We start from the raw sequence: 26,398 nt of genomic DNA, 5'->3' as shown, positions 1-26,398 counted from the left end.
GCCCCAAATCTGTGATTGAGGGGACCCCATAGCCCCTTCGACGTAACGATAGGTCGGGCAGAAATCACCATGCTGGAGAACGAGCCGGGCACGGGAACGGAGGGCGGGCTGAAGCGCTGGCTCGAGGGCATCGGTCTCGGCCACTACACCGATCTCTTTGCGCAGCACCGTCTCGATCTCGACGTCGTGGCGGACCTGACCGAATCCGATCTGGTCGAGCTCGGATTGCCGCTCGGTGATCGCAAGCGGCTTCAGCGAGCCATGTCGGCGCTGTTCCAGGCCGAAACGGCGGAGCCGTCGGCGGCAGTGGCGCCGCCGCAAACGCGCTCGGAGGTCGGCGCGGAACGGCGTCAGCTCACCACCATGTTCTGCGACATGGTGGATTCCACCTCGCTATCGGTTCAGTTCGATCCGGAAGACGTGCGCGACATGATTGCGAGCTTCCGCGAAACCTGCGTCCGCGTGGTCAAGCATTACGAGGGCTTTGCCGCCCGTTTCGTCGGCGACGGTATCCTGATCTATTTCGGCTATCCGACCGCTCATGAGGACGATGCCGAGCGCGCGGTGCGCGCCGGGCTCGAGATCGTGCGGGTGCTGTCGAGCGCGCACGCGATCGAGCCGCGCGGTGCGCTCAGCCACTCGCCCGCCGTCCGCATCGGGATCGCGACCGGCCTCGTCGTGGTCGGCGATCTCGTCGGGCAGGGCACCGAAGAGCGCGATTCTGCGGTCGGAGAAACCGTCAATCTCGCCGCGCGGCTGCAAGGCCTGGCGCCGCCCAACGGAGTCGTGATCTCCGCATCGACCCAAGCGCTGCTGAAGGGGAAGTTCGACTACCGCAATCTCGGCGTCCATGACTTGAAGGGCATCTCCGAGAAAGCGCAGGCCTGGCACGTGGTGCGCGCCTCGCGGATGGAGACCCGCTTCGCCGCCGCCATGGGCACGCGGCTGACGCCGCTCGTCAACCGCGAGGAGGAGATCGCGCTGCTCATGGGACGCTGGCAGCAGGCCAATGACGGCGACGGCCAGGTCGTCGTCAAGTTCGGCGAGCCCGGTATCGGCAAGTCGCGCATCATCCAGGAAATCTTCGAGCGGATATCCGGCGATCGCCATGGACAGGTCTCGCTCCAGTGCTCGCCTTACTACACCTCCACGGCGTTCCATCCGTTCGTCGAGCAGCTCAAATTCTCCCTCGGCCTCGATCGGGAGGATGCGTCCGCGCTGTCGCTGGCGAGCCTGGAGACCGCGATCGCCACGGCGCATGGCGACATCGAGCAGGTCGCGCCGCTGTTTGCCGCGCTGCTGTCGATACCCACCGGCGACCGCTATCCGCGGCTCGACCTTTCGCCGCAGCAGCAGAAGGATGCCACCGTCACGGCGCTGGTCAATCACTTCCTGGGCCTTGCGCGCGAGATGCCGTTGGTGATCGCGTTCGAGGATTTGCATTGGATCGACCCGACCTCACGCGAGGTGATCGACCTGCTGGTCGACCGGGTGCAGAACCGGCCGATCCTGGTCATCATCACCGCGCGATCCGAATTCCAGCCGAGTTGGAACGCGCATTCGCACATCACGACCCTGGTGCTGAACCGCCTGAGCCGGCCGCTGCGCACGACGCTGGTCGAGCGCGTTGCCGGCAGGGAGCTGCCCAAGGAGGTCGTCGAGGAGATCATCGTCAAGACCGACGGCGTGCCGCTGTTCCTGGAAGAGCTGACCAAGACGGTTCTGGAATCCAACCTCCTGACCGAGCGGCACGGGCGCTACGTGCTGTCGGGCCCGTGGCGGCAGCTCGCGATCCCGGCGACCCTGACGGACTCGCTGATGGCGCGACTGGACCGCATGGGACCGTTCAAGCGGGTCGCCCAGATCGGCGCCACGATCGGGCGCGAGTTTTCCTATGAGACGCTGCACGCAGTCGCCAACACGCCAGCCGAGCAGATCGAAGCCGCGCTCAATCACCTGGAGCAGGCGGGCCTGATCATGCGCCGCGGCCATCCGCCGGACGCGCTCTACTCCTTCAAGCACGTGATGATCCAGAACGCCGCGCATGCGAGCCTCTTGCACAGCGAGCGCCGCAAGCTGCACTCCCGGATCGCCCAGGTGCTCGCCGAGATGTATCCGGAGAAGACCGAGCGCGAACCGGAGCTGCTCGCTTATCACCTGACCGAATCCGGCCAGAGCGAAGGTGCCGCCAGCTTTTGGCTCAAGGCCGGCAAGCAGGCGGCCAAGAGCGGCGCCAATCTGGAAGCGATCGGTCATCTGCGCCGCGGCTTGAGCGTCGTGCAGGCCAATGCGCGCGTGCAGGGCGCCGACGAGATGGAGCTCGAGCTGCGGATCGCACTCGGCACCGCCCTGATCGCCGCCAAAGGCTATGCCGTGCAGGAGGTCGAGCAGAACTACATCCGCGCGCTCGAGCTCGGCCAGCAGCTCGGCGACGACGAAAAGGCCTTCGCCGCTACGCGCGGGCTCTGGGTGTGCCATTTCATCCGCGCCGATCTCACGCGCGCGCACGATCTCAGCGTCGAGCTGTTGAGATTCGCCAAGCGCGAGCGGCTGCACCAGCGGGCGCAGCCGGCGCAGCAGACCGGTTATCTGATCGAGGCGCACCGCTCGATCGCGATGACCATGCTCTATCGCGGCCGCTTTGCCGCCGCGCAGCATCATCTGCATCGCTGCATCAGCCTCTACAGCCCCGATCTGCATTCCGGTCTGATGGAGCGCCACGGCATCGATCCCGGCGTCGTCTCGCTGTCCTATCTCGGGTATCTCCTGTGGTTCCTCGGCCGTCCGGACGCGGCGCGCCAGCACAGCGAGCAGGCGATCGCGAACGCCGAGAAGATCCGCCATCCCTTCACGCTCGCCTTCGCTCTCGTGTTCGGCGCCTATCTCCGCCAGCATTTGCGCGATGTCGAGGGCACGCGTGACCACGCCAATCGCGCGATGATCATCGCCACCGAGCACAATTTCCTGCACTGGAAGCAGCAGGCGGCGATCCTGCGCGGCTGGGCGCTGGCTCAGCTCGGCGAAGCCGACGAAGGCCTGAGCCAGATGCGCGTCGGCCTCGACGAGTATGAGGCGATGGATTCCTGGCTCGCCGGCTGTTGGTTTCGCTGCCTGCTCGCGGAGTCCTATGCCAAGGTCGGGATGCGCGACGCCGCCTTGCGGGCACTGGACGGCGCGCTCGCGACCGCAAGACGGACCGGCGATCACTCCTATCTCGCCGAAGTCTATCGCCTGCAAGGCGAGATCACGCTGTCGGACGGCGACCCGGCATCGGTGCGGGAGGCCGAGGATATGTTCGGCCTGTCGCTGGAAACCGCGCGTAAGCAGGGCGCATTGTCCTGGGAGCTTCGCACCGCCGTCAGCCTGGCGCGGCTGTGGCACGAGGCCGGCAGGCGCGAGCACGCAAGTCTCCTGCTCGTGCCCATCGTCGGCAGGTTCAGCGAGGGCATCTACACGCCGGACCTGAAGCAGGCGATGCAGCTGATCAACGAGCTCGGTGCGGACGCGCCCGTTCGTGAACAGGTCGCCCCCTGACTTGAGCGATCTTGCCGCAGAGCGTGCGCGCTATTGGAGCGGCTTGCCGAGCGCGCTGCGGGTTACCTTCGCGCCTATCGCAATGTTGGGGTGGGCCAGGGCGCGCTTCCGCACTGGCACCCGCTGCGCTTTCGGGGGCATTGAACGGGGTTCCAGGCGGATGGCGAATGCTTCGTTTCATTTTACCTTGATTCCGTTTGTGAGTTTCCAGCGTCTCCCAGTGCGGCTATGACTGCGGCCCGATGGCCCATTTGAGCGCGCCCATGCATTCCGTTGCCCTGCTGACCGCCAGCTACGCCAAGGATATCGAGCGCTTTTCGCTGCTCAGCGAGAGCATCGACACCTGGCTCTCGGGATACACGCGGCATTATGTTCTCGTTAACGATGAGGACGTGCCGCTGTTCGAGCGGTTTGCCTCCGACAAGCGCGTCATCGTCCCGGCCTCGCGTTACTTGCCGAAATGGCTCCTCGCGCTCCCGCCGGCCCTCCAGTTCATCAGCAGCCGGCGCGTCTGGCTCTCGCTGCTCTCGTCACCGGTGCACGGCTGGCACATCCAGCAGATCCTGAAGATCGCCGGCGTTCTCAACGCGCCGGAGCAGCGCGTCTGCATCCTGGATTCGGACAATCTCTTCTTCCGCGAGTTCGACGTTGGCCAGTACGCCGGCGGCGAAAAGACGCCGCTCTTCGTTACTCCAAAGGCGATCGGCGCCGACCACCCGTTGCATGGCCTGTGGCTCCGTACCGTCGATCAGCTTCTGGGTATCGAGAAGCGCTCGTTTCCGGCAGACGATTATGTCGGCAACGCGCTGGTCTGGGACAAGGACACCGCGCAGGCGATGACCGGCGCCATCAAGGCTGCGACAGGGCTGAACTGGGTCCTGGCGCTGTGCCGCAAGAAGAAGTTTTCCGAATACCTGCTCTATGGTCATTTCGTCGCGAGCTCGCCCGCGCACCTGGCTGCGCATCAGGTCACGGAAGACAGTATCGCGGTCTCGCACTGGGACGACACGCGTCTCGACCGTCCGGCCATCGAAGCGATGATGCGCGCGGCCTCGCCAGAACAGGTCGCGCTCTGCATCCAGTCCTATTCGTCGACCTCGATCGTCGACATCCGCGAGGTATTCCGGTTGAATTCGCGCGACCAGCGCGCGCCGAGCCTGTCGCCCGACCTTATGGGCGAGGTTGCAGCATTCGAGGTGCCGAAAACGCGCTAGAACATGATCCGACCCCGAAGGGCGGCGTTCGCGCAAAATGTGCAGCGGTTTTCCGCAAAGATCATGCTCAAACGATAGCGCGCTCAAGCATCCTTCGTGAACTTGCTGATGACGTCCATGAACGGCTTCGGCTTGAACTCGCCGTCGAGCGGCAGAGGACGGTTCGGCTGCTTGTCCTTGCGGGCGAAGGTGCCGTTGATCCAGCTGTAGCGATCCGAGATGCCCCAGGTCAGGATCGAGCGCACCGGTCCGCTGCTTGAGATGGCCGTCAGCAGATCGTCGACGCGCTTGGCGACGATGGCGTCGCGCTCCGCCGGGCTCCCCGCCAGCTTCTGATCGTCGACATCGAGCTCGGTGACGAGCACCTCGAGCCCCCAGGAACGCAGCTCGGTGACGAACTCGGCGAGCCCGTGTGTGTCGATTTCGAGCTCGGCATGCAGATGCGATTGCAGTCCGACGGCGTGAAGCGGAACGCCCTGGTCGAGCAGGTCCATGATCAGGTTGCGGTAGGCCGCGCGCTTGGCGATGAAGGAGTCCTTGGCCGATTCGATGTCATATTCGTTGATCGCGAGCTTGACGAAGGGATCGGCCGCGGCGGCGGTGCGGAAGGCCAGCGGAATCCAGCCGTGACCAAGATGCTGCGTCCAGAACGTGTCGCGCCGGTCGGTGACCTTCTTCGGATTGTCCGGGATCGGCTCGTTGACGACGTCCCACGACGTCAGCTTGTTCTTGTAGTAGGACACGACGGTGCCGATGTGATCGACGAAGGCGCGCTCGACGCCCTTGCCGTCCTTGATCTGCTTGGTCCAGTCGGGAATGTCGTGATACCAGGCAAGCGCGTGACCGCGCATCGTCAAATCGTTCGCCTGCGCAAAATCCAGGATCGCGTCGGCACGCTCGAAAGCAAATGTGTGCGCATCCGGCCGCAGCATCGGCCATTTCAGCTCGAGCACCGGCACCACCTGCGTGCAATAGGTGCTGATGGCGTCGCCAAGCCGCGGATCAGCTTGCAGGTCCCAGAGCGTGGCCGCAGCGCCAAAGCCCCGACGGCGCTGGGCACGTTTCGACGCCGGCACTGCGGACGCCGATGCGGCCGCCGCGAGCGTTGCGGCGCCGCCGAGCAAGAATTCGCGTCGGTCGAGCCTGGTCACGCGTGAGGCTGCATCGCCGCTTCGGCGATCTCGTAATAGTGAAGCGCGCCTTTCTCGAGCGTCAGATTGTCCAACACATAGTCGCGCGGTGCGAAGTCTCCCGCCGCGACGTGCGACCAGAAGCCGGCCCAGCCGGATGTGAAACCATCCGCATCCGTGAAGGTCATGCCGCAGCGCGCGTCGAAATAAGGGACCGAGGACACGCCGCCCTCGTACCTCACCTTGTGCGGAAAATACTTCGGATCCTGCCACGGCCCGCCGCGATCCCAGGCAAAGACGGGCACGCCGCTCGACAGCGCCTGCTGGCAGGCGATGCCCTGGCTCTCGTGCTCGCACAGGAAGACCATGCTGCGGCAGCGCGCCAGCGCCGCCTTGTAGTCGTGTTCCTTGTAATGGCCGTAGCGGATCACTTCGACAGTGCGGCCGCTTGCTTCGAGATGCCTGCGGATCGGCTCGATCAGCTCCGCCTCGTAGCGCCCATAATCCCAGCGGATCTTGTCGTAGAGCAGCACGTCGACGCTCTTCTGCTCGGTTGGCGCTGGTGTCCACAAATCGGTCTCGATGCCGACGGGCCAGGCGCCGACATGGGGCCAGTGCGGACGGAACATGTCCGCGTACCAGGCGCATGGCACCAGCACGCGCTTCACGTCGAGATCCTTCAGAGTCTCCGGCGCATCGATCGGGTGGTCGTACATGGCGACGCCGAGCAGTAGCGGGTTTTTCCACTTGAACCAGTCGAGCACGAACGGCCGGCCGATGATGCAGGCCAGTTCCTCGGGGTGCTTCTGGATGTAGCGATAGTCGTTGACGCGGTAGCGGATGCCGAGCCGATCGAGGCCCGCGCACAGATTGAGGAGCACGCGCCGCTGGCCGCTGATATAGGACTTGCCAACCAGCAAGCGCCGCAGCAGCGGCCGGAGATGGCGGTCACCGGGAAACCAGCGGTCGTCCCGTTCTTCGAAGAAGAGGTTGAGGACCATCCTGTCGCCGCCAGCATTGCCGGAGGTTGCCGGCGCAAGCGGCGCGTCGGTGCCGCGATGCGGCCGAGAGGCCGGCTTCGCCCGTGCTTGTTCGGCAACGTCCATGTCAGTCACATCAGCACATCGGAGGATTCGGGGCGACGTTGCGATATCATTGTTTCTTTTCTGTGATCGCGCCGGCCCCTTCAAGGACAGGGCAAATTTAACGCTAACGCGCGATAACCGCGCGATTGCTCCATTCGCGGTCCGATTTGCAGACTTATGCGGCTATCCTGCCGGCGCCAGCGCGCCGTCCGATTGCTCCACCAAAGTCCAAGCGTTTTAACGCTTCGTTAATCCTCACGGCCGCTACCGGTCCAAAGTCCGCATGCTGAATCGCCATTTCTCCATTTATCTCGTCGCCTACATCCTGCCTGCGGCGGTGGGGTTCTTCGCGGTTACGGCCTACACACGGCTGCTGACGCCGGCGGAGTACGGCGTCTATGTGGTCGGCATCAGCCTTGCGGGAATCCTGGGCGCGATCTTTTTCGCCTGGATCAAGCTGTCGGTATCCCGCTATCAGGCGATGTCGGCGGAGGTGGATTTTCGCGGCACCGCGATGGTCGCCTTTGCGCTCACGGCGGCGGTTCTCTGCGCGACCACTCCGCTGGTCTTCCTGTTCCGAAGCGACGTCAGCGTCGAGCTGCTGCTCGCCAGCATGTTCGTCGCGATCATGGCCAATGCGGTCGATGTCGGCCAGGAGTTCGAGCGCGCCAAGCTGCGGCCCTACCGCTTCGCGGCGATCTCGATCGTGCGCAGCGTGTCGAGCGTCGGCTTTGGGCTCGCCGGGATCTGGCTCGGCTGGGGTGGATTGGGGCTGCTCGCGGCATTCGGCCTCGGCTCGCTCGCCGGCATCATCCTGAATCTGGTCGGTGACCGCACCAAGATCGCACGCTTCCAGCGCCGCCAGTTCATGCAGCTGGCGCGCTACGGTCTTCCGTTGACGCTGGCCGGGCTTTCCGTTGCGGTCTACTCGGCCTGCGACCGGCTCATCGTCGCCTATCTGCTCGGCAAGGATGCCGCCGGCATTTTTGGCGTCGCTGCGGACCTGCCGCGCCAGTTCATGGTCATGATCGCCTCCAGCGTTGCCGCGGCGACGGTGCCGCTGGTGTTCCGGTCGTTGTCGGAGAAAAACAATGACACGACGCGGGAGCGGCTGACCGAAAGCCTCGAACTGCTGCTCGTCGTCGTTGCGCCCGTCGCGGTCTGGCTTGCGCTGGCGGCGGACCAGGTCGCCGGCACGCTGGTCGGCGTCGACTTCCGCGCGGGCGTGTCCGCGCTGCTGCCGACCCTGGTGCTCGCCCGCTTATTCGGGATCGCCAATCAGTTCTATGTCCAGATCAGCTTCCAACTCGCCGAACGCCCCTTCATGCTGGCGGCACAGTCCTTCCTCACGCTGGTCGTCAGTGTGGTCCTGATGTTCGCGCTGGTCGCCGGCTATGGCCTTTACGGTGCGGCGCTGGCGACCTTCGCGACCGAAGCGATCGGCTTCCTCGTGGCTGTCCTCTTGATGCATCGCGCCCACCCGGTCCCGTTCGACCTCAATCGCCTCGCCGCTGTTGCAGCTTCCGCTGCGGCGATGGCGGCCGCGATCCTGATCGCGCGATCGCAAGCGGGCGGCACTGGTCTCGGGTCGCTCATCGTCGTGAGCCTCGCCGGTGGCTTCGCTTACGCCGCCGCGGCGTGGCTGATGAACGTCGCGAACGTGCGAACGCTGTCGCTGCGCCTCCTGCGAACGTTCAACCGGAAGGCGCTGGGCGTTTAGCGACCAAGGCGAGCCTGACCGCTCCCGGCATTGTCCCGTGCAGCTGAACCATGTTAGCCGGACATTCTGCCGCAGCGATCGAGGGCCGGCTTCGGGCCAGCTTCGGCCGGAGGCCGCCTTCCGCCGATGTGAACCGTCGTATATGAGAGATTTGTCGCGGGAACGTGCCGAATCTCGCCACAGACGGAACGTAAGGCGGATGCGATTTCTTAATCCAGAGATCGCAATTTGACATTTGACCGACACCAGCGGACTGGCAGTTCGACCGAGGATGGCATGAAAAACCGATCGACGACGGCGCAATCCACCAGGGCGGTGCGGCGTCAGGGGCCTGCCGGGATCATTGCGCTTGCGACGCTGGCCATGTTTGCGGCGGTGGCGCCGGTGACGGCTGCCAAGCAAGCCCGTCAGCCGGTCGAGGCGGTGGCGCCGCGCGTAGCCGGCGAGCCGATCATGGCGATCGTGTCGATCAAGAGCCAGCAGGTCACCTTCTACGATTCCGACGGCTGGATCCTGCGCGCGCCGGTGTCGACCGGCACCACGGGACGCGAGACGCCGGCGGGCGTCTTTGCCATCATCGAGAAGGACAAGGACCACCGCTCGACCATGTATGACGATGCCTGGATGCCGCACATGCAGCGCATCACCTGGAATGGCATCGCGCTGCACGGCGGGCCGCTGCCCGGCTATGCCGCCTCACATGGCTGCGTGCGCATGCCGTTCGGCTTTGCCGAGAATCTGTTCGACAAGACGTATATCGGGATGCGCGTGATCATCTCGCCGGACGATACGGTCCCGACCCAGTTCTCCCACCCTTCGCTTTTCATGCCGAAGCGGGAGGCCATTGCGGCGGCGCCGAGCCGTGCCGACAAGCTCTCCGCCGAGGCGGAGGAGGCCACCAGGGCCGCCGACGAGGCCAAGAAGGCCGCATCGGCAGCCGCAAAAGAAGCCGCTTCGCTGCCGGCGGGGCTGCGCAAGCTGGAACAGCAGAAGGCTCGCGCCGACGCCGAGCTCGCTTTCGCCGACAAGATGCTCGCGAACGCAAAGACCGATCAGGCCCGGACCAAGGCCGAGGAGCTGAAGCAGAAGGCCGCCGCCAAGGCTGCGGATGCAGCGACGCAGCTCGATGCCGCAAAGGCCGCGGCGCAGCCGAAGCGCGAGGCCGTCGCCGCCACCAAGGAGGCCGCCAAGGTCGCGGCGGCCAGGAAAGCCGACGCCGTGAAGGCGGCGACCGATGCAAAGCTCGCGCTCGAGCCGGTCTCGGTCTACATCAGTCGTGCGACGCAGAAGCTGTACGTGCGGCGAAACACCCACAAGCCGGCACCCGATGGCGGCGGCGAGGTATTCGACACCAGGATCGAGGTCCCCGTCACGATCCGCAATCCAGACCAGCCGCTCGGCACGCATATCTTCACGGCGATGGCGAGGACCGATACGGGCCTGCGCTGGAGCGTGGTCACGATCGAAAACGGCGACGAGGCGAGGGCCGCGCTCGACCGGATCACCATCCCGCAGGACGTGCTCGATCGTATCGCGCCGACCGCGTTGCCGCGCTCCTCGATCATCATCTCGGACGAGCCGCTGAGCAGCGAGACCAACTATCGCACCGAGTTCGTCGCGGTGCTGAGCAATCAGCCGCAGGGCGGCTTCATCACCCGCAAGCCGACCGCGCCTGCCATGATCGCGAGCGATGACGGCTGGGACAATGGCGGCAACGGCTTCGGCTTCTTCTTTCAGCGCGATCCGTACGTGCAACCGGTCAATCCGCGCCGGAGAGGCCAGTATCAGTATTACCAATCGACGCAGCCGGTGCAGCGAGGCTTTTGGTAGGGACGCCGAGATCGCCTGCGGCGCAGGCTTACAGCCGCGCCGTGATCACCAGAGCCTGAATCTTGGCTTCGACCGGTCCGGAGCCATGGCGCATCCGGATCGCCTCAGTGACCGCGTCAGTCGCAGCTTGAAGGTCGCCACCGCTTCTTGCCTCGATCTCGCCGCGCAGCGGCGTGCCCTGGCAGTAGGCGATCGCCACGTATTCCGCCGTTGGCGCGCGGCTGATTGCGGATCGCGTTTCGATCGAGACGCTGCCAAAACCTGCCCGTTCGAGATCGGCCCTGATGATCGCATGGTCGAAATAGCCGTGCGGTGTCCGGGCCATGAAACGCGGCGGATCATCGGGAAACAGCTTGGCCAAGGCGATCGTTGTATCGTGGGCGAACACGTTGTCCTCGATGCGGTCCCAGACGTTGAAGAGGAACGTGCCGCTCGGCTTCAAAACGCGCTTTGCTTCGGAATAGCCCTTGACGCGATCCGGAAAGAACATGGCGCCGAACTGGCAGCAGACCACGTCGAATTCGGCGTCGCCGAACGCAAGAGCCAACGCATCCGCCTGGCGCCAGACAATGCGAGCATCGTCTGCCTGACGCTGCGCTGCAACCGCGAGCATCGGCTCGTTGAGATCGGTCGCAACATAGCGGACGCTGCGTGGCAGCGCCGCCGCCACGGCGCGCGTCACCGCGCCGGTACCGGCCGCGATCTCGAGCAATACGGAAGGCGAGAGCGCGGCGACGCGTCTTGCGATGTCATCGGCATAGGCGGCGAAGATCATCGGGACGAGATATTCGTCGTAGAGTTTTGGGACGGAGCCGGCGAAAACCTTGTCGGTGTCGGTCATGCTTGCCTCGCTGAAGGTTCAGACGCGAGATCAAGCTACCATGGACCGCTAGCTCACCGCGCCAGCAAAGATGCGAGCCAGGCCGGTTTCCGCATCGGGCGCGCTCCAGGCGATGTCGGCCAAGCCGGCCATCCGTTCTACGATTTCGCGCCGCCGCTGCGGGCCGCACCGCGCAGACGCCCGCGGTCGATAGCGGGTTGAGCGGGATGCAAGGCGCCCAGCGTCCTATCGTGCGTACGATCGCGCGCGACAGATTAGATGATCGAGCGAGATGTAACCGGGCCCGTAAGCCATGAGGGCGAGTGCCATGGCCGTCCAGGTGAGGTGAATCGGCCAGCCGTCGGGCACGGTGAGCTCGACGATGACGGTCATGCACAATAATCCGAGCGCAGCGAACCGTGTGCCGAGACCCAGCACCAGCAGGATTGGAAACATGATCTCGCCACATCCCGACAGGAAGGCCATTACCGCCGGCGCAGGAAAGTGATAGGGCCCGCCGGGCAGGTGCAGCATGAACTCGTCGCTGAACAGCGTCACCGCGGTGTCGTTGAGCCTGAGGAAGCCGTCCCACTTGAGAATGCCCGAGCGCCAGAAGGGAACGGCGAGCGCCGCGCGCAGCACGAGCTGAACGAGCGAGGGCGCGGCAATCGTCCGTATCAGAGAGTTGGCCTTGTCGAGCAGCAACCCAAGTGATGGCAGGGCGCTTCCCGCAGTCATGCGTTGATCGGTGATCATCATGCGTCTCCGAGAGCAAGCGAAGTGAATGCGCCAGCCTCGATCAGGCCGGTGATGTTGGAAGCGAGATCGAAATCGGGGCATGCATCCAGCGCCGACGCGGCGGCCCCGCGAAGTGGCTCGCCCGACGCAAGACGTTCGGCAAACACTGCGCCGCCGGGCGGAAGGCGCCGCACCATAACGTCGAATTCGGGCCGGGTGATCAGCGCGTCTTCCGGCGTCGACGCGTCAATGCGCCCGACCGGTGCGTCGTCGCGGTTGGCGGCAAAGATCGTCACTGCCGAGAAGGACGAGCGCACGATGCGCAGCGCCGGATGCGCGATGAAGACGAGATCGGCCAACCGTTCCGAGGCGAAGGCCGCCAGCGCAGCGGCCGATAACGGCGCGGCGTCCTGCGCATGGTAGGCATCGAGCCACGCCCGCTCGATGCGTGCAACATCCGCAAGCCAGGGCATTGTCTGCGCATACTCATAACGTGTGATGAAGTCGGCAAACTCGCGGCCATATTCGAACAGCAGCGGGGAAGTGGGCGGGCTGCTACGGATGTGGAAGCGCGCCATGGCACGGAAGAAATCAGGACCGGTGATGCGCTGCACCGCCGGATAGATCGCGGCGAGGGCATCGATCAGGCTCACCGTGACATTGTTGCGGTAGACGGCGTAGCGCTTGCCGGCGGCCTTGCCGTTCGGACCCGCCACGATCGCGGGCGCCGCCCGCGTGGGGTCCAGCAGTCCCGGCGTAAAGGCGGCGGCAAAGGACAGGTCCTGCTCAGGTGGCATGACGGTCTCCCGCAGTCGCAGTCTGATTGCAGCGATCGAGGATTGCCTGTGCGGCGGCGGCTTCCGCCTGCAGCACCGGCCAGTCCGGAATCTTGCTATCCCATTCGATCAGCGTCGGCACGCCACCGCGGCGCCGGATGACGATCTCGAATAGCTTCCAAACGGCATCTGCGACCGGGCCGTCATGGCTGTCGATCAGCAGCAGGTCGCCTTCGTCATCGGCCTGCTCTGCGTGGCCGGCGAGGTGGATCTCCCCGACGTGCGCCAGCGGAAATTCCGCGAGGTACTCAAGCGCGGAGAATCCGTGATTGGTCGCGGATACGAAGACGTTGTTGATGTCGAGCAGCAGCCCGCAGCCGGTGCGTTCGGCAATGGCGCGGATGAAATCGGTCTCGCTCATCGACGATTCGCGAAAGGCGACATAGGTCGACGGATTTTCCAATAGCAACGGACGGCGGATCGCGTCCTGCACCTGGTCGATGTGGTCGCAGACGCGAGCCAGCGTCGCTTCGGTGTAGGGCAGCGGCAGAAGATCGTTGAAGAAGCTGGTCTCATGCGTTGACCAGGCAAGGTGTTCGGAGACCAGCGCTGGTTGGTAGCGAGCTACCAAACCTCGGAAGCGGGCCAGATGCGCCTTATCGAGCGGCTGGGGTCCGCCGATCGACATGCAGACGCCGTGCAGCGACAGCGGATGGTCGCGGCGGATCGCCTCCAGCGCGCGATGCGGCGGGCCGCCCGCGCCCATATAGTTTTCGGCATGCACCTCGAAGAAGCCGCATTGCCGGCCCGTGCTCAGGATGGCCTGGAGGTGCTCGGGCTTGAAGCTCGTCCCGGCAACACCGCCGATGGGAGCGGAGTAGCGGAGTGGCACCGCAGACGCCTCGGGCACGATTGCCGTCGTCATGGTCTCCTCCGCTCTTCACTGTTGTCGTGGGCGCGACGCGGTGCATTAGACCGGCTTGAGCGAACCCTTCTTGCCGTTCGGCAGCTCGATGCTGGTGCAGGTGCCGCCCTGCACGAACTTCCAGGCGTTGCCCTGGAAATCGACGGTGGATGTGCCCTGGCAGGTCGTGCCCGGCCCCGCCGCGCAATCGTTCTGGCCCTTGAGCGCGACGCCGAAGCATTTTTCTTTTTTGGCGGCGACGGCCGCATCGGCCTCCGCCTTGGTCAGCGGACCGGCGGCCGCGAGGGTGGCGAGGGCGGTTGACGCCGCGCCGGCGAGAACGATCGACGTGACGACGTGCTTGGCAGACATCGGAGTTTCTCCTGTTCGAAATGGCATCGCCTGGCAGGCGAAAGCGCATAATCTCCTTCGCTCCGCGCGCAGCCCGCGTTACTAAGAAGCTGCTCACGAATCCGTGAGACCGCTTGGATCTGGCACACGAAGGCGCGCTTGGGTCAGGATTAGCGGGCAGGCGGCCGTTCAAATCCAATGCGTTGGCGCTATTGAGACATTAGCGGGAGAGCATTGGCCGCGTCGGATTGGACCGGCTAGAGGTAACGAACGACGGAAGCCAGCGAAGAGCAATGACAGGAACCGTGTCCGACCGAAGGGGAAACACCATGAACGTCGATCCAGGACGGCAGCTTCGGGCGATCGCCAGGCTAACGGTCAGCACGCCTGGCCGTCTCGGCCCTGGTCCCAACAAGTTCACCGGCGAAGCCGCGCGCGACCGCTGTCGGCAATATTCAGCCGCGGCGCCCGATGTCTCATGCCGTCCGGTTGCAGCGTTGACCGCGAAATAGCACGACGCAGAAGCGCGCGCCGCCAAACCGGTTGGCAAAGTCTGCCCAGCACGGGCATGATGCGGATATGAAAACCACGCTGCTCAAGCCCGAACACTACACCCGCTCGCCGTGGAAAAACGGCGGCGGCGTTTTCACCGACATCGTGGATGCCCATCGCGGTGATGCACCGGTGAAGGATTGGGACAGCCTGCTCTGGCGCTTTGCCAGTACGCCAATCGTTACGCCCGGTCCGTTCTCCTACATGCCCGGCATCGACCGCCTCCAGATGGTTGTGGGCGGGCGCGGGCTGGTGCTGAAGTCGCCTGCGCAGGAATTCGATGAACGAGAACCTTTCACGACCGTGCGGTTCGCCGGGGAGCTCGAGATCGTGACGAAGCTTGAGGCCGGTCCGGTCGAGGTCGTGAACCTGATGGCGCGGCGTGGTGCGGTCGAGATCGAGCTCGAAGCGCTCGGGCCGCCCGGCGATCGGTCGTTGTTTGCCGGCACGCATCTGGTTTACGCGGTTCGGGGCGATTGCAGCGTCCGTCTTGGCGGGGAGGGCTTCGCGATTCCCGATGGCGGCACGCTGAAGGTCGAACTCACCGAGCCGTCGAGCCTCGCGCTCGCATCGGGTCTGGCGGTGTTGGGGTCGATCCGGATCGTCGGTGAGATGGCGCCTCCCCAAACGGCGGCTGCGCACAAACCGGGCAACTGGCCAGGTTGACGCCGTCGCGCCGCAGCACGATATCTGCCCGATGCAGACCGCCGCTCAAAGGGGCAGGATATGGACGCGCCAGACATTCACGCCCCCGCCACGCAAGCCGACAAAGTCGTCGACTGGCTGACCAACGGCACGCGCGACGAGCGCTTCGTCGATAACATCTTTGCGCAGATGTGCGTCCGCCTCCAGCAGGCCGGCATCCCGCTCAAGCGGTCGACGCTTCACATCCTGATCCATCACCCGCAATGGCTGGGAGCGCGGATGATGTGGTCCGACGGGATGCGCGAGGCGGAGATTGCACTTGTCGACTACGACGTTCGTGAGCGCTCCGAATACATCGGCAGCGCCGCCAATGAGATCCTTGACGGCGCCGCCGAGGTGCGCGAGCGGCTGGAGCAGGATCGTTCGCTCGGCCGCAAGCACGCGCTCTACGACGAGATGCGGGCGCGAGGCCTGACCGATTATGTGGCCTGGCCGCTCTACCACACGCTCGGCAAGCGCCACCTCGTCACCTTCGCCACCGATCGTCCCGGGGGGTTCGACGATACGCATATCGCCGGCCTGAAGAAGCTGCTGCCGGTGTTGGCGCTGGTCAGCGAGATCCGCGTCAAGAACCGCCTGGCGCGCACGCTCCTCGAGACCTATGTCGGCCACCATGCCGGCGAGTTGATCCTGGCCGGCGCCACCAGGCGCGGTACCGGCACGACGGTGCGCGCCGCGATCATGATCTGCGACCTCAGAGATTTCACAAAGATCTCGGACAATTGGCCGCGCGATGACGTCATCGATCTCCTCAACGACTATTTCGACGCGATGTCCGAACCCATCGCACGGTATGGCGGCGAAATCCTCAAATTCATCGGCGACGGCTTGCTCGCCATCTTCCCGCTCAGCCAGCCCGACGCTTGCGCCAACCTGCTCCATGTCGTGACCGAAGCCCGCAAGGCCATGGCCGCCTTGAACGAGCGGAACAGTGCGACCAGCCGCGCGCCGCTCAATTACGGTATCGGCGTCCATGTCGGGGACGTCATGTACGGCAATATCGGTTCAACCAGCCGGCTCGATTTCACCGTGATCGGCCCCGCCGTCAACATGGCCTCGCGCTTGGAGGCGCTCACGAAGCAGCTCGGACGAACGGTGCTGCTGTCGCGCGCCTTCGCCGAACTGGTGGAGAAGGAGTTCGCGCTGGAGCATGTCGGCCAGCACGAGGTGCGCGGCTTCAGCGACCCGATCGAGCTGTTTGCGTATCAGGGGTGAGCGGCGCACGGCGCCGGCTGAATTCGACCCAGCGGCGCCTATTTGCGGTTCGAGCCGGAGTTCGGCATGGCCTGCTGACCGCCCTGGGTTTGCCTGGGGTCGTTGTCCCCTGGCCGGGTCGTTGACGACTTGGCCGGCGCGCTCGCGCCGCCGCTGTTGTTATCCGATGACGTATTGAGGCCCGAGGCGCCTGCTCCGGTCGTGCCGCCTGTGCCGGTCGAATCGATGCTCGACCCGGTCCTGGACGCACCCGCGCCGCCTTGCGCAAGCGCGATGGATTGAGACGCGAGCGCCGCAATGAGCCCTGCGATGACGAGTGCTTTCATGTCCGCTCCTTTGCGCAAAGCCAGGCAGCCCCGGCCCGGCGGTCCGGGGGCGGGGGTCGAGCCGAGGCCGCCATTTGCCGGAATTGTGGAACCCCGGCGGCAGGCCAATGCGTGGGAACGCCGGGCGTTCCTATTCCCGGTCGGCTGCGAAGCAATGCCGCTAGGCCGACCAGCGATCCTGCTCTTCCTGGTGAGCATGCTCGTTCAGGCGGTCGGCGATTTGGTCCGCAATCTGCTCCGACTCGGCCGAGGCGACGGGGTCGCCCTTGTGTGTCTTCAATTTGTCCTTGTCGGCTTCGATCGGGAAGTCGTCAGGGGTCAGTCCGGCTTCCTTGCTCATGGCGCGCCTCGCTGTGTCCAGAGTCCGGAAAACACGCGTGAAGGCTGATCGTTGCTATGAAGAAGAGAAGGCTCTTTTGACGGAGCAAAGTCAGGCGCCGCCAACTGCCCGGATGACGGTCCCGCTCCCGCCGCAGGTGGCGCAGGAAGCGCCGTCAATGCGCCCCTTGCCGTGACAATCCGGACAAACATCTTCGCCGGTCCCGGTCGTTCCCCGCGGGGCTTCGTCACCGGGATTGAGCGTTGGCTGCGTCTCCGTCTTTGCGCTTTGCACGTCGAAAGCCTTCGCCTTGGTCATCTGCACCTCCTCGAAAGGACTGCAACGCGCCTTGCCGCAGGAAGTGCCAATTGGCTGAAACCATGCGAGCCGGGACCTCGGAATATCTCTCCCCACCGGGAACAGCGCGATCGCATATGACAGCTGCGAGGCACGGAACGTGCTCGGCCTGCATGGTTGGCGACGCCCGCTGAGGGCCGGCTCCTTGCCATGCGGGTCCCAAGATTTGGCCGCAACCGAGACCTCATCCTGAGCGCCTGCCGCCGGGACGACGTCGATTTCGGAGCCCGCCGAACCTGTGAACGGCGAGCCCCGCAGGGCGGCAGCGTTAGTCTATTCGGACATTGATTGTCTGTACGGCCGATCGCTCACGCGGCGCGCCGGCCGGTGATTGCTACTTCTCGACAGCCCCCGACCAGTCCTTGAAGCCGCCGACGTTGTAGACCTTCTCGTACCCCATATCCTTCAACAGCTTCCCGGCCAGGGCCGATCTGCCGCCAGACGCGCAGTAGAGAATGACGGTCTTGCTCTTGTCGAACGCCTTGTCGTGATACGGCGACTCCGGATCGGCGCGAAACTCCAGCATCCCGCGCGAGACATTCACGGCGCCCGCGATCTTGCCGCTGGCGGCAACTTCCGGGGCATCGCGAACGTCCACCACAAGCGTGTCGCCGTTCTTGATCATCTCGGCCGCTTGGTCCGAGGTGATCTTGGGGACTGCCGCGTTCGCGGCTTCCAGCATTTGCTTGACGCTTGTTGACATCTTTTCTCTCTCCCTTGCTGTCCTGGCATGAGGATAGCACATCGATCTGTGCTTCGCCTGCTCCTGTCGGTGGACGTCGGCCCCATGGATTCCACCGCGCCGAACGATGGCAAAGCTCTATTGCCGATGCAGGATTGTACGAATAGGCTCCGTCCCGAAAGCGCTCAACGGTCCTCGATCGGCCGCACATTCATGCCCAAATTCCTTCGCATCGGAGTCCTTCAGTCGAACGTATCCGGATACACCTCCAAGGCCTGGTGCATTCGGCGGGTCGGCTCGGCGGTCTTTCTGAAATGGGGCGCCGTGGAGGTCAGTGGCGCCGGCGATGGGCGCAAGGTCTCCTGGTCGCGATCGCCGCAGGAGAAGACGATCCGTTGCGGCACGGCGCAGCGCGCGCAGGACTACGCCAAAGCAGCGATCGCTCGGCGCCGCAGCCATCGCTATGAGCCGCTGACCGGACCGATCGCGCTGCGGCGCCGGTCCGCGAACGGTGGCGCCGAGCTCAAGCAGGCGCTCGCCACCATCCTGATCGTCGATATCGTCGGCTCGACCGCGAAGGCTGCGAAGCTCGGCGATGCGCGTTGGACCAAGGTGATGGGCCATTATTACGCGGCCGTCCGCAAGGAATTGAAGAGCTCGCGCGGCAAGGAAGTCGTGACCACCGGCGACGGCGTGCTGGCGACGTTCAAGAAGCCCGCCGCCGGCGTCAATTGCGCGACCGCGATCCAGAAAGCCGTGCGCACGCTGGGCCTCGAGATCAGGGTCGGCTTGCACGCCGGCGAATACACCATCAGCGGCGGCGAGATGGTCGGCCTCGCCTTCCACATCGGCACCCGCGTCGCCGCTAAGGCGCGCGCCGGGGAGGTTTTGGTCTCGAGCGCGGTGAAGGAGCTGATGAAGACGCAATCTGCGATCAGCTTGAAGGATCACGGCGTGCACCGGCTGAAGGGTGTGCCGGAAAGGTGGAGGCTGTGGCGGGTGGAGGGGTGAAGGGACGTCTGGGCGGGGAGGCAGTTCGCCTCCGGTTTTCGAACCTGCCAATAAATTGAAATTTGGTGCACTGTCACCGTAATCGCCGCTTGAGCGATAGAAATCAGGTCAGACGGACACGGAAGAGCACTGACTTGGTGCGCACACCGAAATGCGGCAACGGGCGACCAAGCGTGCGCTTCTGGTGCAGTGGCTTGGCGAGCACCGACAAGCTCATAATTTGGGTGATGGGCGCGGCGGGACCCGAACCGGCAACCAGACCGTTAAGAGCGGCCAGGCGCGGGAGCGCGCAAAGGCCGAGCGCCGCGAGGGGGCGCCCGGCTAACGACCGTCGGACATGAGGAATGATCGCTCAGACTGGAACCGTCGCGGTTGCATTCTTGGCCGCCATGGCTGCAGGTCTCGCCGCCGCCGCGATGGCATCCGCCTTGAGCCGTACCAATTCGCCTGCGAGACACGGCCCGTGGCCGGATTGCCGCTTCGCGACCTGGCAATCGCCGAGGCGATTCCGGCCGCGGGCCCATCCGAACTCGCGCAGTCCTCGGCGAAACGCCTCCAGGGTGCGCCCGCCAACTGTGCCCCACGCGTCCTGAGGGGCGCGCACACTCATCGGCAGTGCAATGATCGGCTGCGACCTGGGTTTGATCTTGATCAAGTTCAGCAGCGTCGCCGCCACGATCATCGTTAGGACGCCACCGACGCTGAGCGTGATCTGCATCGCAAGCCCCTCCGATATGTCGAGCAACGCCAGGAGACTGACCAGCGTAAGCAGAACGCCGAGGCAGAAGATTGGCAACGAGTTCTTGCCACAGAGGATGGCGCCGCGCATCACCGCAGTCGTCAATGCTTGTCGATTGGGTGGCACGAGCCATACCGCTACAACCGCAAGAGCCAAGAAATGCAATAGACGCAACGGATCGAGATTCGATTTGTCTACCGGATAAGCCAACTTCGTCAGCCCCTGCGGGATCAACGCTTCCAGCGGCTTGATTCTCCAGCTCAATGCGATGACGAGGCTGACGACCAGATAGAGAATGGCAGGCGCAAGCGCCATGCGTGACGTTAGCCAGGGGCGCACTCTTTCGCCCTCGATTATCACCCACGCGCCAAGCACCACCAGCAGCTGCCAGGCCAGTGGATTGAAAGCCCAGTGGCCGTTCGGCCACGCCGGCAAGGACCAGCCGAACATATGCACCAGCGCATAAAGCGCCAGCGAGGCGCCCAGCGTCAGGCTCGGCAGTCGGAGCAGCAACCACAGCAACGGCGCGAACAAGAGGTGGAGAAGCACGAAGATCGGCAACACGTCGGTATTGACCGGGCGGTATTGCAGAATTGCCGCGTGCGCGAGCGTCGCGCCAGGCTGGTCCAGCAGAATGCGCGTATTGCTCTCGTCAGCAAGGCGTTCCACGCCAGCGATGTGGACTAGGATGGCGCAGGCGAGCGTGAGCAGAAGAAATGCGATATAGATGTCCCAGCTTCGCCGCAGCGTGCGGCGGATCACGCTGGTCCATCCCTCGCAGCTCCATACCTTGCCGTAGGCCAGTGCGCAGGTGACGCCCGAAACGAACATGAACACTTCCGCGGCATCGCTGAAGCCGTAGTTCCGCAGCGTCAGCCAGCTTCCAATGTTATGGGGGACATGATCAAGAAAGATGCACCAGAGCGCGATGCCGCGGCAGGCGTCAATGCGCAGGTCGCGGCCGTTGGCTTTCAGCTCCGGCAGCGCGGCCGCCGATGGCTTCGGGGTGGCGGTTCGGTCATGCATTGGCTTGCCTCGTCCAGCGTGCGCGCACGCTTCAAGAGGAACGATCGACAGGAATCGAATCTGACAAAAAAGCGGCCTGCGGCGGCGGGTTCGTGACAGCGCAGCAGTCCAGCGTTGCTTCACACCGACCGGGCCACGACAGCAATTGAGACAATGGCCGCGCTGAGCAAAAAGCTGGTGGAGAAGCTGACTGTCGACATCATCGTTCAAGTGGCGCAGTGTGTAAACCGGTCGGAGGTCGGTACAGAGAGGTGCCTAGGTCCTATGACCAAGGTACCGTCCGGGCCGCGGCATCTATTTGACGCCGGTGAGACACGTGATGAGCAATCCATCGCTCGCATGGACGAAGGACCAGTGAGCTTCGCGCTTCGTGTAGTTCGCGCTGCTTACGATGTGTGCCGATTGCAACCATAGCACACAGCAGCCCGCGGCTCCTACTTTGAGTGCGGGCGGCGAACCGCTGGACCAGAGATAGAAGATGGACGGTTTCGAAGCTGGGTGTATGATTTTTCATTGATCTCCGGGCGTCAGAAGACGGAGAGCATTTTTATGAAGGTACTTATTGTTGACGATCACACATTGATTCGCGAGGCGTTGCACGCTGTCCTGAAGGAGTTGAAGCGAGAAGCCGTGATATTGGAAGCATCGAGCAGTCGAGAGGCCATGCACATCGTCGAGGAGCATCCCGATATCAGCCTCATTTTGCTCGATATCAATTTGCCTGACCGCGACGGCTTCTCTGTCCTTTGCGAACTGCGCCAGCGCTATGCGACGATTGCTATCGTCATTCTCTCGTCCTCCGATGATCAGGATACGGTCAGGCGCGCTTTCAAACTTGGCGCGCTGGGTTTCATCCCGAAGACCACGGAACGTGAAGTGATGCTCAACGCCATTGAGTTGGTGTTCTCCGGCGGAGTTTACATTCCCTCCAAGATTCTGGAGGAAACAGCGGGTCCGCGGTTCGCAGATAAACCTTTGGCTCGCGACTCGCTCAAGGGACTCGGGCTGACCGATCGTCAGATCGACGTACTGGCGCTCCTGATGAAAGGAAAAAGCAACAAGGTCATTGCCAGGACGCTCAATATGGCAGTGCCGACGGTGAAGAACCACATCACGTTCGTTCTCAAGGCACTCGGCGTGGCGACGCGCACCGAGGCCGTCATAAAAGTCGGAAAAATGGGCTGGGAATGGCCGCCGAAATCCGAATCATGAAACTGCCCCCGTGCCTCTTTCACCATCATGATTCCTAAGGAGCTCATGCATGACAGCGCGGAGCCGCATCGGGTCGACGGGCTTGTGCAGCAAAATGTATCCTCTGTCCCTAGCGTCCCGCAGAGGTTCAGCTGCGGTATCGCCGCTGATGAGAATGGCGGGAATTGACGAGCCAAACGCTGCATTGATTTGTTCAATAGCCCGGATTCCGGTCTTCCCGCTTGCGAGATGATAGTCCGAGATGATGAGATCGGGGCGTTGTGCGCGCTCGGCAAGCCGGACCAGTGCAGCTTCGTCGGATCCAGCGGCAAGAACCGAATATCCCCATTTGCTAAGCAATCCGCCCGTTCCCTCCTGCACGATCGGAGTATCGGCAATAACCAGAATTGCCTTGCCGTCGGCGGCCAAGGCTCCGGGGTAGGGTAAGTCGGCGGGCGCCGCCGACCTGACGCATTGATCGACTCTCGGAACTAGGATCGCAAATCGCGAACCTCGGCCCACCGTCGAAGCCAGGTCGATTTGATGGTTGAGAAGCAGGCGAAGCTTGTCGACGATCGCGAGGCCGAGGCCGAGTCCGCCGGACCGGTTCTGTTCTGAGGTCGGAACTTGAAAGAACTCGCTAAAGATATTCTGCTTTTGGTCCTCGGGAATGCCGGGACCGGTATCGCATACTTCGATACGCAACATATCACCGCGCCGGCGACATCCGACCAGGATTCCGCCCTGCGACGTATAGCGCACCGCATTTGATACAAGATTCAGCATGATGCGTTCGAGCAGCATCGCGTCGCTTCGGACCCAGGCGTCACTTGGCCTGACGCGTAGCCGCAGACCTTTCTTTTGCGTCGCCTGGTCAAACGCCGTCTCGAGTTTTTGCAACAGGCGCGCGATCGGGAACTCGGTGATTTTGGGGGTAAGCATCCCGGCATCGAGCCTGGAAATGTCCAGGAGCGAATTGAACATTTCATCCATTTCCTTGCGGGTTGCGTCGACCCGTTCGATCGTTCTTGTCCTTTCCTCCGGCTTGAGCGGCGTGCGCAGCTGGGCGACGAACAAGCCCAAAGCATGTAAAGGCTGCCGCAAATCATGGCTTGCCATGGCGAGAAAGCGCGACTTCGCTGTGTTGGCGAGCTCCAGTTCCTGCGTGCGCTCTGCGACCTTCTGCTCGAGTTCGACGTGCGCGCGGCGCAGGTTTCCTTCCGCGTTCTTGCGGACTTCGACATCCGCGCTCAGCAGCAAGCTTGGAACGGTTATACTGATCAAGAACATCAACACCAGCAGGAATGACGCATTGCGATCTGGCGTCGCAAAGGGGCCGCCGCCCGTGTGCGTTGCCCAAATCGTAAGGCCCGCAAGCACGAGGGCAACCGTTGCGGTATCGCGTGGACCGCGACGCAGGGCCGCCCATAGCATGGGCAGGATCGCCAGAAAGCCGAGTGGATCTCGGCCGGGCGTCTGCTCGATCAGGGGGCTGAAAGCAATGAGGCCAACAGCCGCCGCTGTCGCGAGGACCCCGGCCGTTTCCAAAAAATCGTGCCGGTTGAAGGCATGATGTTGGTTTGATGCCCACAGCACGATAACGGGGGTAATGACCAGTGCGCCGGTCACGTCTCCCAGCCACCAGGTGATCCACGCGTCCGCGAAATTCTTCGGCTCGATGTACCCGAAGAGTGCCAGGCTGCTCAGTCCAATGCTGGCGCTGATCGGTGTCGCGATCACGACGCAGATCAGGGTAAACTTTGCAACAGAATCTGGCGTTGAAAACGTCTCACACCCGCCTGACCACCGCTTAATGAGATACGCGCCGGCAACCGCTTCGAGCGAGTTGCCTGTTGCAATCGCAAATGCGGTGGCAACGGAGCCGGCCGTCGTCGCATTGGCGATCATCGCCGCCGCAAAAATTGCGGGCCAAGTTCGATATCCCCACAACAGCACCGCCGCCAGCGCGACACCTGTCGGCGGCCAAATTGGCGTTGCGCTGGGATGGATAGAGGCGAGGGCAAGGCCGCCCTTTGCCGAGGCGAGATAGATCGCTCCGATCACGACCAGACCCCCGACGTAGCTGAGGCCGCGGTATGCATCCATGTCGGAAGCTGCTGATCGTTGATCGGACATGGTCGGCGTCCGGACTAGGCAATTGGATTGTTCACATGACTGACTGTTGATCTCTTGGCCGAAAATCAAAGATCGCTAGCTCGATACGGCAGATGCGCTCAGATCGAAATGATCACCGCAGTCTGATGGCGACCAAGAGACGGCGCGTGCGATGGAGGAGCATCCGGCCGACTTGCGGTCAATCCGTGCGGATCGCCTCAGTACCAATGGGAGACGAACAGCCGCCGTTGCGCCCGGAGAAGTTCGCGCCGTCTCGTGTTCACCCGAGCTTTCGGGGGAGGCATCGTACGACGAAGACAGGCTCTCCGAAAGGGCAGGATTTGGATCCGGACCAAGCCGCTGTGTGCGACCAGGGGGCCTATCTCTCGTTGGAATCTCGGGACCAAACCACTTGCACGATAGGTGCTGTGGCGGACCGGAAGCGCAAGCTTGACTCGAGAATAGAAGCATCCCATGACCGATGAGATGCTGAGTCCGTTTGGGTCGGCGGTGGCTTTTGCGATGAGCGGCGCAATTCTCCTTTGGTCGAACGATCGCCAATTCGAACTCGTCTTTGAGGCGATCGTGTCCCCGACTTTGTATTTCCTGGCGACGAAGAACTACACCGGCGGCTCTTACAGCGGTACGTAAGGGACGACATTGACCTGGTGGGCCATTCGATAGAACAGGCTCTCAACGATGTTGCCCCGGTTCGTGCGATAGAGCCGCAGGATCTACACTCAAGAAGGAGAGCCGGCGCCGGACCCGGATCTGGAGCGGTAGTTGGTCGCCGTTGAAGCAAAACAACGAGTAGCTACACAGGCAATTTGTGGTGCCGCCTCCAACCGAAAGACAATGGAAAGCTGCTAACCATTGATCCACTGGTGGGCCCGGCAGGACTCGAACCTGCAACCAGACCGTTATGAGCGGCAGAATTTCGATCAGGTTCGTTGACCTTCCTGCGTTTTTGTTCGAGTCCGATGGCCTTCGTTCCGTTTCGTTCACGCCGTTTCTGGTGCGAAACTGGTGCGGTGCTTCGAAACTGGCCTGAGAGCCACACAAGCCGGCGATCGGCAGAAGGGTCCAGGAGCGGACCAAATCGGCCATAATTGCTTTCACGATTGGCGCTTTACGGTAGTTCGGCACGGATCTGATCCGCTCATCCGGGCACGTGCCGGACAACCGCGCGCGCTTAATGAGCGTTTAACGCTTTTGCGCAACAGATAGATCACCAGCGCGCAATTAGTCCTTAGTTACGAGTGCGAACCGACCTCCCGCGGAGGGGAATCGGATGGGACTGCTTTTTGTTGGAGTGCTGGCGGGAGTCCTGATCGGCTTTGGCTGGTTCGCGCCTTCCCGAGGGTATTTCCTTGATTGCGCGTCACGCCCCTGTTTCAACGGGGGCGCAGTCGCCCGACCCGCGCTGCCAATGCAGATGGCTTTGGCGCCAGATCCTGCGGCCGTCAAATCGAATTCTGCTACTCCGGCAAGGTCCGCCAACAAATCTTCCCCGAAGAAGCGTGGAGCGGCCGACCTTGCCAAGGTGGCGTCGCCTCGGACGAGGATCGGCGTCTCGGCATCCGAACACTCCGCGGAAACTTCAGATCCTGTCCTGGACAAGGCGAAGGTCACGATCTCGGCGAAGATGGAGGACCCAGAATCGGCCGAATTCACCGATATGAAGCGCACGATGCGAAAGAACACGCTTGGACGCCCTGTGGATACGATTTGCGGGCGTGTGAAAGGAAGAAGCGCGTCAGGCGGCGAGACCGCGGAGAGGCCGTTTCTTTACCTCGTGAAGGAGGATGAAGCATATGTCGCCGACGGCAAGTCAGGGTCGGCGGCGTCAACGGCGTATCGAAATATCTGCAATTAGGGGAGGCGTCGACTGCGCCACCGCGCGGTACGCACCCAAGTGATTTGAGCGGAAAGAATTTCCACCCAGCCGCAAAGTGATCCCGCAGTGGATACGGCACTAACGGCGGCACTGCGCCTCGTGGTGATGCATTCAGAATGAATGCAGCAGCAGGGGAAGACGCAATACGGAATGGGAATATC

The 26,398-nt window shown here is 63.3% G+C and carries 24 protein-coding genes and 1 tRNA gene; 11 read left to right on the top strand and 14 right to left on the bottom strand.

Features of this window, described 5'->3' with window-relative positions:
- Positions 1 to 69: 69 nt before the first annotated feature.
- Both IVA92_RS09735 and IVA92_RS09730 read left to right on the top strand, forming a co-directional pair.
- Positions 70 to 3,534 (top strand): AAA family ATPase, encoded by a 3,465-nt coding sequence (locus tag IVA92_RS09735; RefSeq protein WP_247280823.1) that lies wholly within the window; start codon positions 70 to 72, stop codon positions 3,532 to 3,534.
- Between the two features lie 263 nt (positions 3,535 to 3,797).
- Entirely contained in the window at positions 3,798 to 4,748 is a 951-nt protein-coding gene (locus tag IVA92_RS09730; RefSeq protein WP_247280822.1) for a DUF6492 family protein, read from the top strand.
- Between the two features lie 83 nt (positions 4,749 to 4,831).
- On the opposite strand, the gene IVA92_RS09725 is transcribed toward IVA92_RS09730, so the two are convergent.
- Positions 4,832 to 5,899, bottom strand: a complete 1,068-nt coding sequence (locus IVA92_RS09725) for an endo-1,4-beta-xylanase (RefSeq protein ID WP_247280821.1) — start codon at positions 5,897 to 5,899, stop codon at positions 4,832 to 4,834.
- On the bottom strand, positions 5,896 to 6,984 hold the full coding sequence (locus IVA92_RS09720) for a glycosyltransferase family 1 protein (RefSeq protein WP_247280820.1): 1,089 nt from the start codon (positions 6,982 to 6,984) through the stop codon (positions 5,896 to 5,898). Before IVA92_RS09720 ends, IVA92_RS09725 begins: the two co-directional genes overlap by 4 nt.
- Positions 6,985 to 7,246: 262 nt before the next feature.
- On the opposite strand from IVA92_RS09720, the gene IVA92_RS09715 reads away from it, so the two are divergent.
- Positions 7,247 to 8,683, top strand: a complete 1,437-nt coding sequence (locus tag IVA92_RS09715) for an oligosaccharide flippase family protein (protein WP_247280819.1) — start codon at positions 7,247 to 7,249, stop codon at positions 8,681 to 8,683.
- Between the two features lie 276 nt (positions 8,684 to 8,959).
- Positions 8,960 to 10,513 carry a L,D-transpeptidase gene (locus IVA92_RS09710; RefSeq protein ID WP_247280818.1) on the top strand — a complete coding sequence of 518 codons (1,554 nt, stop codon included), beginning with the start codon at positions 8,960 to 8,962 and terminating at the stop codon, positions 10,511 to 10,513.
- Positions 10,514 to 10,541: 28 nt separating this feature from the next.
- Here IVA92_RS09710 and IVA92_RS09705 read toward each other — a convergent pair whose 3' ends face one another.
- The 5 genes from IVA92_RS09705 to IVA92_RS09685 form a co-directional block, all read right to left on the bottom strand.
- Positions 10,542 to 11,354, bottom strand: a complete 813-nt coding sequence (locus tag IVA92_RS09705; protein WP_247280817.1) for a class I SAM-dependent methyltransferase — start codon at positions 11,352 to 11,354, stop codon at positions 10,542 to 10,544.
- 225 nt (positions 11,355 to 11,579) lie between these two features.
- Positions 11,580 to 12,089: a DoxX family protein gene (locus IVA92_RS09700; protein ID WP_247280860.1), complete on the bottom strand. Its 510-nt coding sequence runs from the start codon at positions 12,087 to 12,089 to the stop codon at positions 11,580 to 11,582.
- Positions 12,089 to 12,868 (bottom strand): DNA-binding domain-containing protein, encoded by a 780-nt coding sequence (locus IVA92_RS09695; RefSeq protein ID WP_247280816.1) that lies wholly within the window; start codon positions 12,866 to 12,868, stop codon positions 12,089 to 12,091. Before IVA92_RS09695 ends, IVA92_RS09700 begins: the two co-directional genes overlap by 1 nt.
- Complete coding sequence (locus tag IVA92_RS09690; protein ID WP_247280815.1) at positions 12,858 to 13,772, bottom strand: DUF692 domain-containing protein; 915 nt, start codon at positions 13,770 to 13,772, stop codon at positions 12,858 to 12,860. Before IVA92_RS09690 ends, IVA92_RS09695 begins: the two co-directional genes overlap by 11 nt.
- Positions 13,773 to 13,817: 45 nt before the next feature.
- Positions 13,818 to 14,123 (bottom strand): DUF2282 domain-containing protein, encoded by a 306-nt coding sequence (locus tag IVA92_RS09685; protein ID WP_247280814.1) that lies wholly within the window; start codon positions 14,121 to 14,123, stop codon positions 13,818 to 13,820.
- Positions 14,124 to 14,431: 308 nt separating this feature from the next.
- On the opposite strand from IVA92_RS09685, the gene IVA92_RS09680 reads away from it, so the two are divergent.
- From IVA92_RS09680 to IVA92_RS09670, 3 genes are all read left to right on the top strand, one after another.
- Positions 14,432 to 14,614, top strand: coding sequence for a hypothetical protein (locus IVA92_RS09680; RefSeq protein WP_247416072.1), 183 nt, complete (start codon positions 14,432 to 14,434; stop codon positions 14,612 to 14,614).
- 67 nt (positions 14,615 to 14,681) lie between these two features.
- A complete protein-coding gene (locus tag IVA92_RS09675) occupies positions 14,682 to 15,320 on the top strand; it encodes a HutD family protein (protein ID WP_247280813.1) in 639 nt (212 codons plus the stop codon).
- A gap of 60 nt (positions 15,321 to 15,380) precedes the next feature.
- Positions 15,381 to 16,574: an adenylate/guanylate cyclase domain-containing protein gene (locus IVA92_RS09670; protein ID WP_247280812.1), complete on the top strand. Its 1,194-nt coding sequence runs from the start codon at positions 15,381 to 15,383 to the stop codon at positions 16,572 to 16,574.
- Between the two features lie 38 nt (positions 16,575 to 16,612).
- Here the strand turns inward: IVA92_RS09670 and IVA92_RS09665 are convergent, their stop codons facing one another.
- From IVA92_RS09665 to IVA92_RS09650, 4 genes are all read right to left on the bottom strand, one after another.
- Positions 16,613 to 16,900 carry a hypothetical protein gene (locus IVA92_RS09665; protein ID WP_247280811.1) on the bottom strand — a complete coding sequence of 96 codons (288 nt, stop codon included), beginning with the start codon at positions 16,898 to 16,900 and terminating at the stop codon, positions 16,613 to 16,615.
- A 160-nt stretch (positions 16,901 to 17,060) separates the two neighbouring features.
- Positions 17,061 to 17,240 carry a hypothetical protein gene (locus IVA92_RS09660; RefSeq protein ID WP_247280810.1) on the bottom strand — a complete coding sequence of 60 codons (180 nt, stop codon included), beginning with the start codon at positions 17,238 to 17,240 and terminating at the stop codon, positions 17,061 to 17,063.
- A 90-nt stretch (positions 17,241 to 17,330) separates the two neighbouring features.
- Complete coding sequence (locus IVA92_RS09655) at positions 17,331 to 17,537, bottom strand: hypothetical protein (RefSeq protein WP_247280809.1); 207 nt, start codon at positions 17,535 to 17,537, stop codon at positions 17,331 to 17,333.
- A gap of 373 nt (positions 17,538 to 17,910) precedes the next feature.
- Complete coding sequence (locus IVA92_RS09650; protein ID WP_247280808.1) at positions 17,911 to 18,279, bottom strand: rhodanese-like domain-containing protein; 369 nt, start codon at positions 18,277 to 18,279, stop codon at positions 17,911 to 17,913.
- Between the two features lie 192 nt (positions 18,280 to 18,471).
- Here IVA92_RS09650 and IVA92_RS09645 point away from each other — a divergent pair, with 192 nt between their 5' ends.
- Positions 18,472 to 19,269 carry an adenylate/guanylate cyclase domain-containing protein gene (locus tag IVA92_RS09645; RefSeq protein WP_247280807.1) on the top strand — a complete coding sequence of 266 codons (798 nt, stop codon included), beginning with the start codon at positions 18,472 to 18,474 and terminating at the stop codon, positions 19,267 to 19,269.
- A gap of 352 nt (positions 19,270 to 19,621) precedes the next feature.
- On the opposite strand, the gene IVA92_RS09640 is transcribed toward IVA92_RS09645, so the two are convergent.
- The gene (locus IVA92_RS09640) at positions 19,622 to 21,244 is read right to left on the bottom strand and encodes an OpgC domain-containing protein (RefSeq protein WP_247280806.1); all 1,623 of its coding nucleotides are present in this window, start codon (positions 21,242 to 21,244) and stop codon (positions 19,622 to 19,624) included.
- A 339-nt stretch (positions 21,245 to 21,583) separates the two neighbouring features.
- On the opposite strand from IVA92_RS09640, the gene IVA92_RS09635 reads away from it, so the two are divergent.
- Entirely contained in the window at positions 21,584 to 22,246 is a 663-nt protein-coding gene (locus IVA92_RS09635) for a response regulator transcription factor (protein WP_247280805.1), read from the top strand.
- Here IVA92_RS09635 and IVA92_RS09630 read toward each other — a convergent pair.
- A complete protein-coding gene (locus tag IVA92_RS09630; RefSeq protein ID WP_247280804.1) occupies positions 22,241 to 24,361 on the bottom strand; it encodes an MASE1 domain-containing protein in 2,121 nt (706 codons plus the stop codon). The genes IVA92_RS09635 and IVA92_RS09630 overlap by 6 nt on opposite strands.
- Positions 24,362 to 24,814: 453 nt before the next feature.
- Between IVA92_RS09630 and IVA92_RS09625 the strand changes: the two genes are divergently transcribed.
- Positions 24,815 to 24,991, top strand: coding sequence for a hypothetical protein (locus tag IVA92_RS09625; RefSeq protein WP_247280803.1), 177 nt, complete (start codon positions 24,815 to 24,817; stop codon positions 24,989 to 24,991).
- 231 nt (positions 24,992 to 25,222) lie between these two features.
- Here the strand turns inward: IVA92_RS09625 and IVA92_RS09620 are convergent.
- Positions 25,223 to 25,295, bottom strand: a tRNA-Met gene (locus tag IVA92_RS09620).
- Between the two features lie 336 nt (positions 25,296 to 25,631).
- Between IVA92_RS09620 and IVA92_RS09615 the strand changes: the two genes are divergently transcribed.
- Complete coding sequence (locus tag IVA92_RS09615; protein ID WP_247280802.1) at positions 25,632 to 26,216, top strand: hypothetical protein; 585 nt, start codon at positions 25,632 to 25,634, stop codon at positions 26,214 to 26,216.
- Positions 26,217 to 26,398 lie beyond the last annotated feature (182 nt).

Origin of the sequence: Bradyrhizobium sp. 154, from assembly GCF_023073875.1 — a bacterium.
Taxonomy (GTDB): domain Bacteria; phylum Pseudomonadota; class Alphaproteobacteria; order Rhizobiales; family Xanthobacteraceae; genus Bradyrhizobium.
The sequence above is the reverse complement of the archived record's forward strand: the minus strand, read 5'-3'. Positions and strand labels throughout refer to the sequence as shown.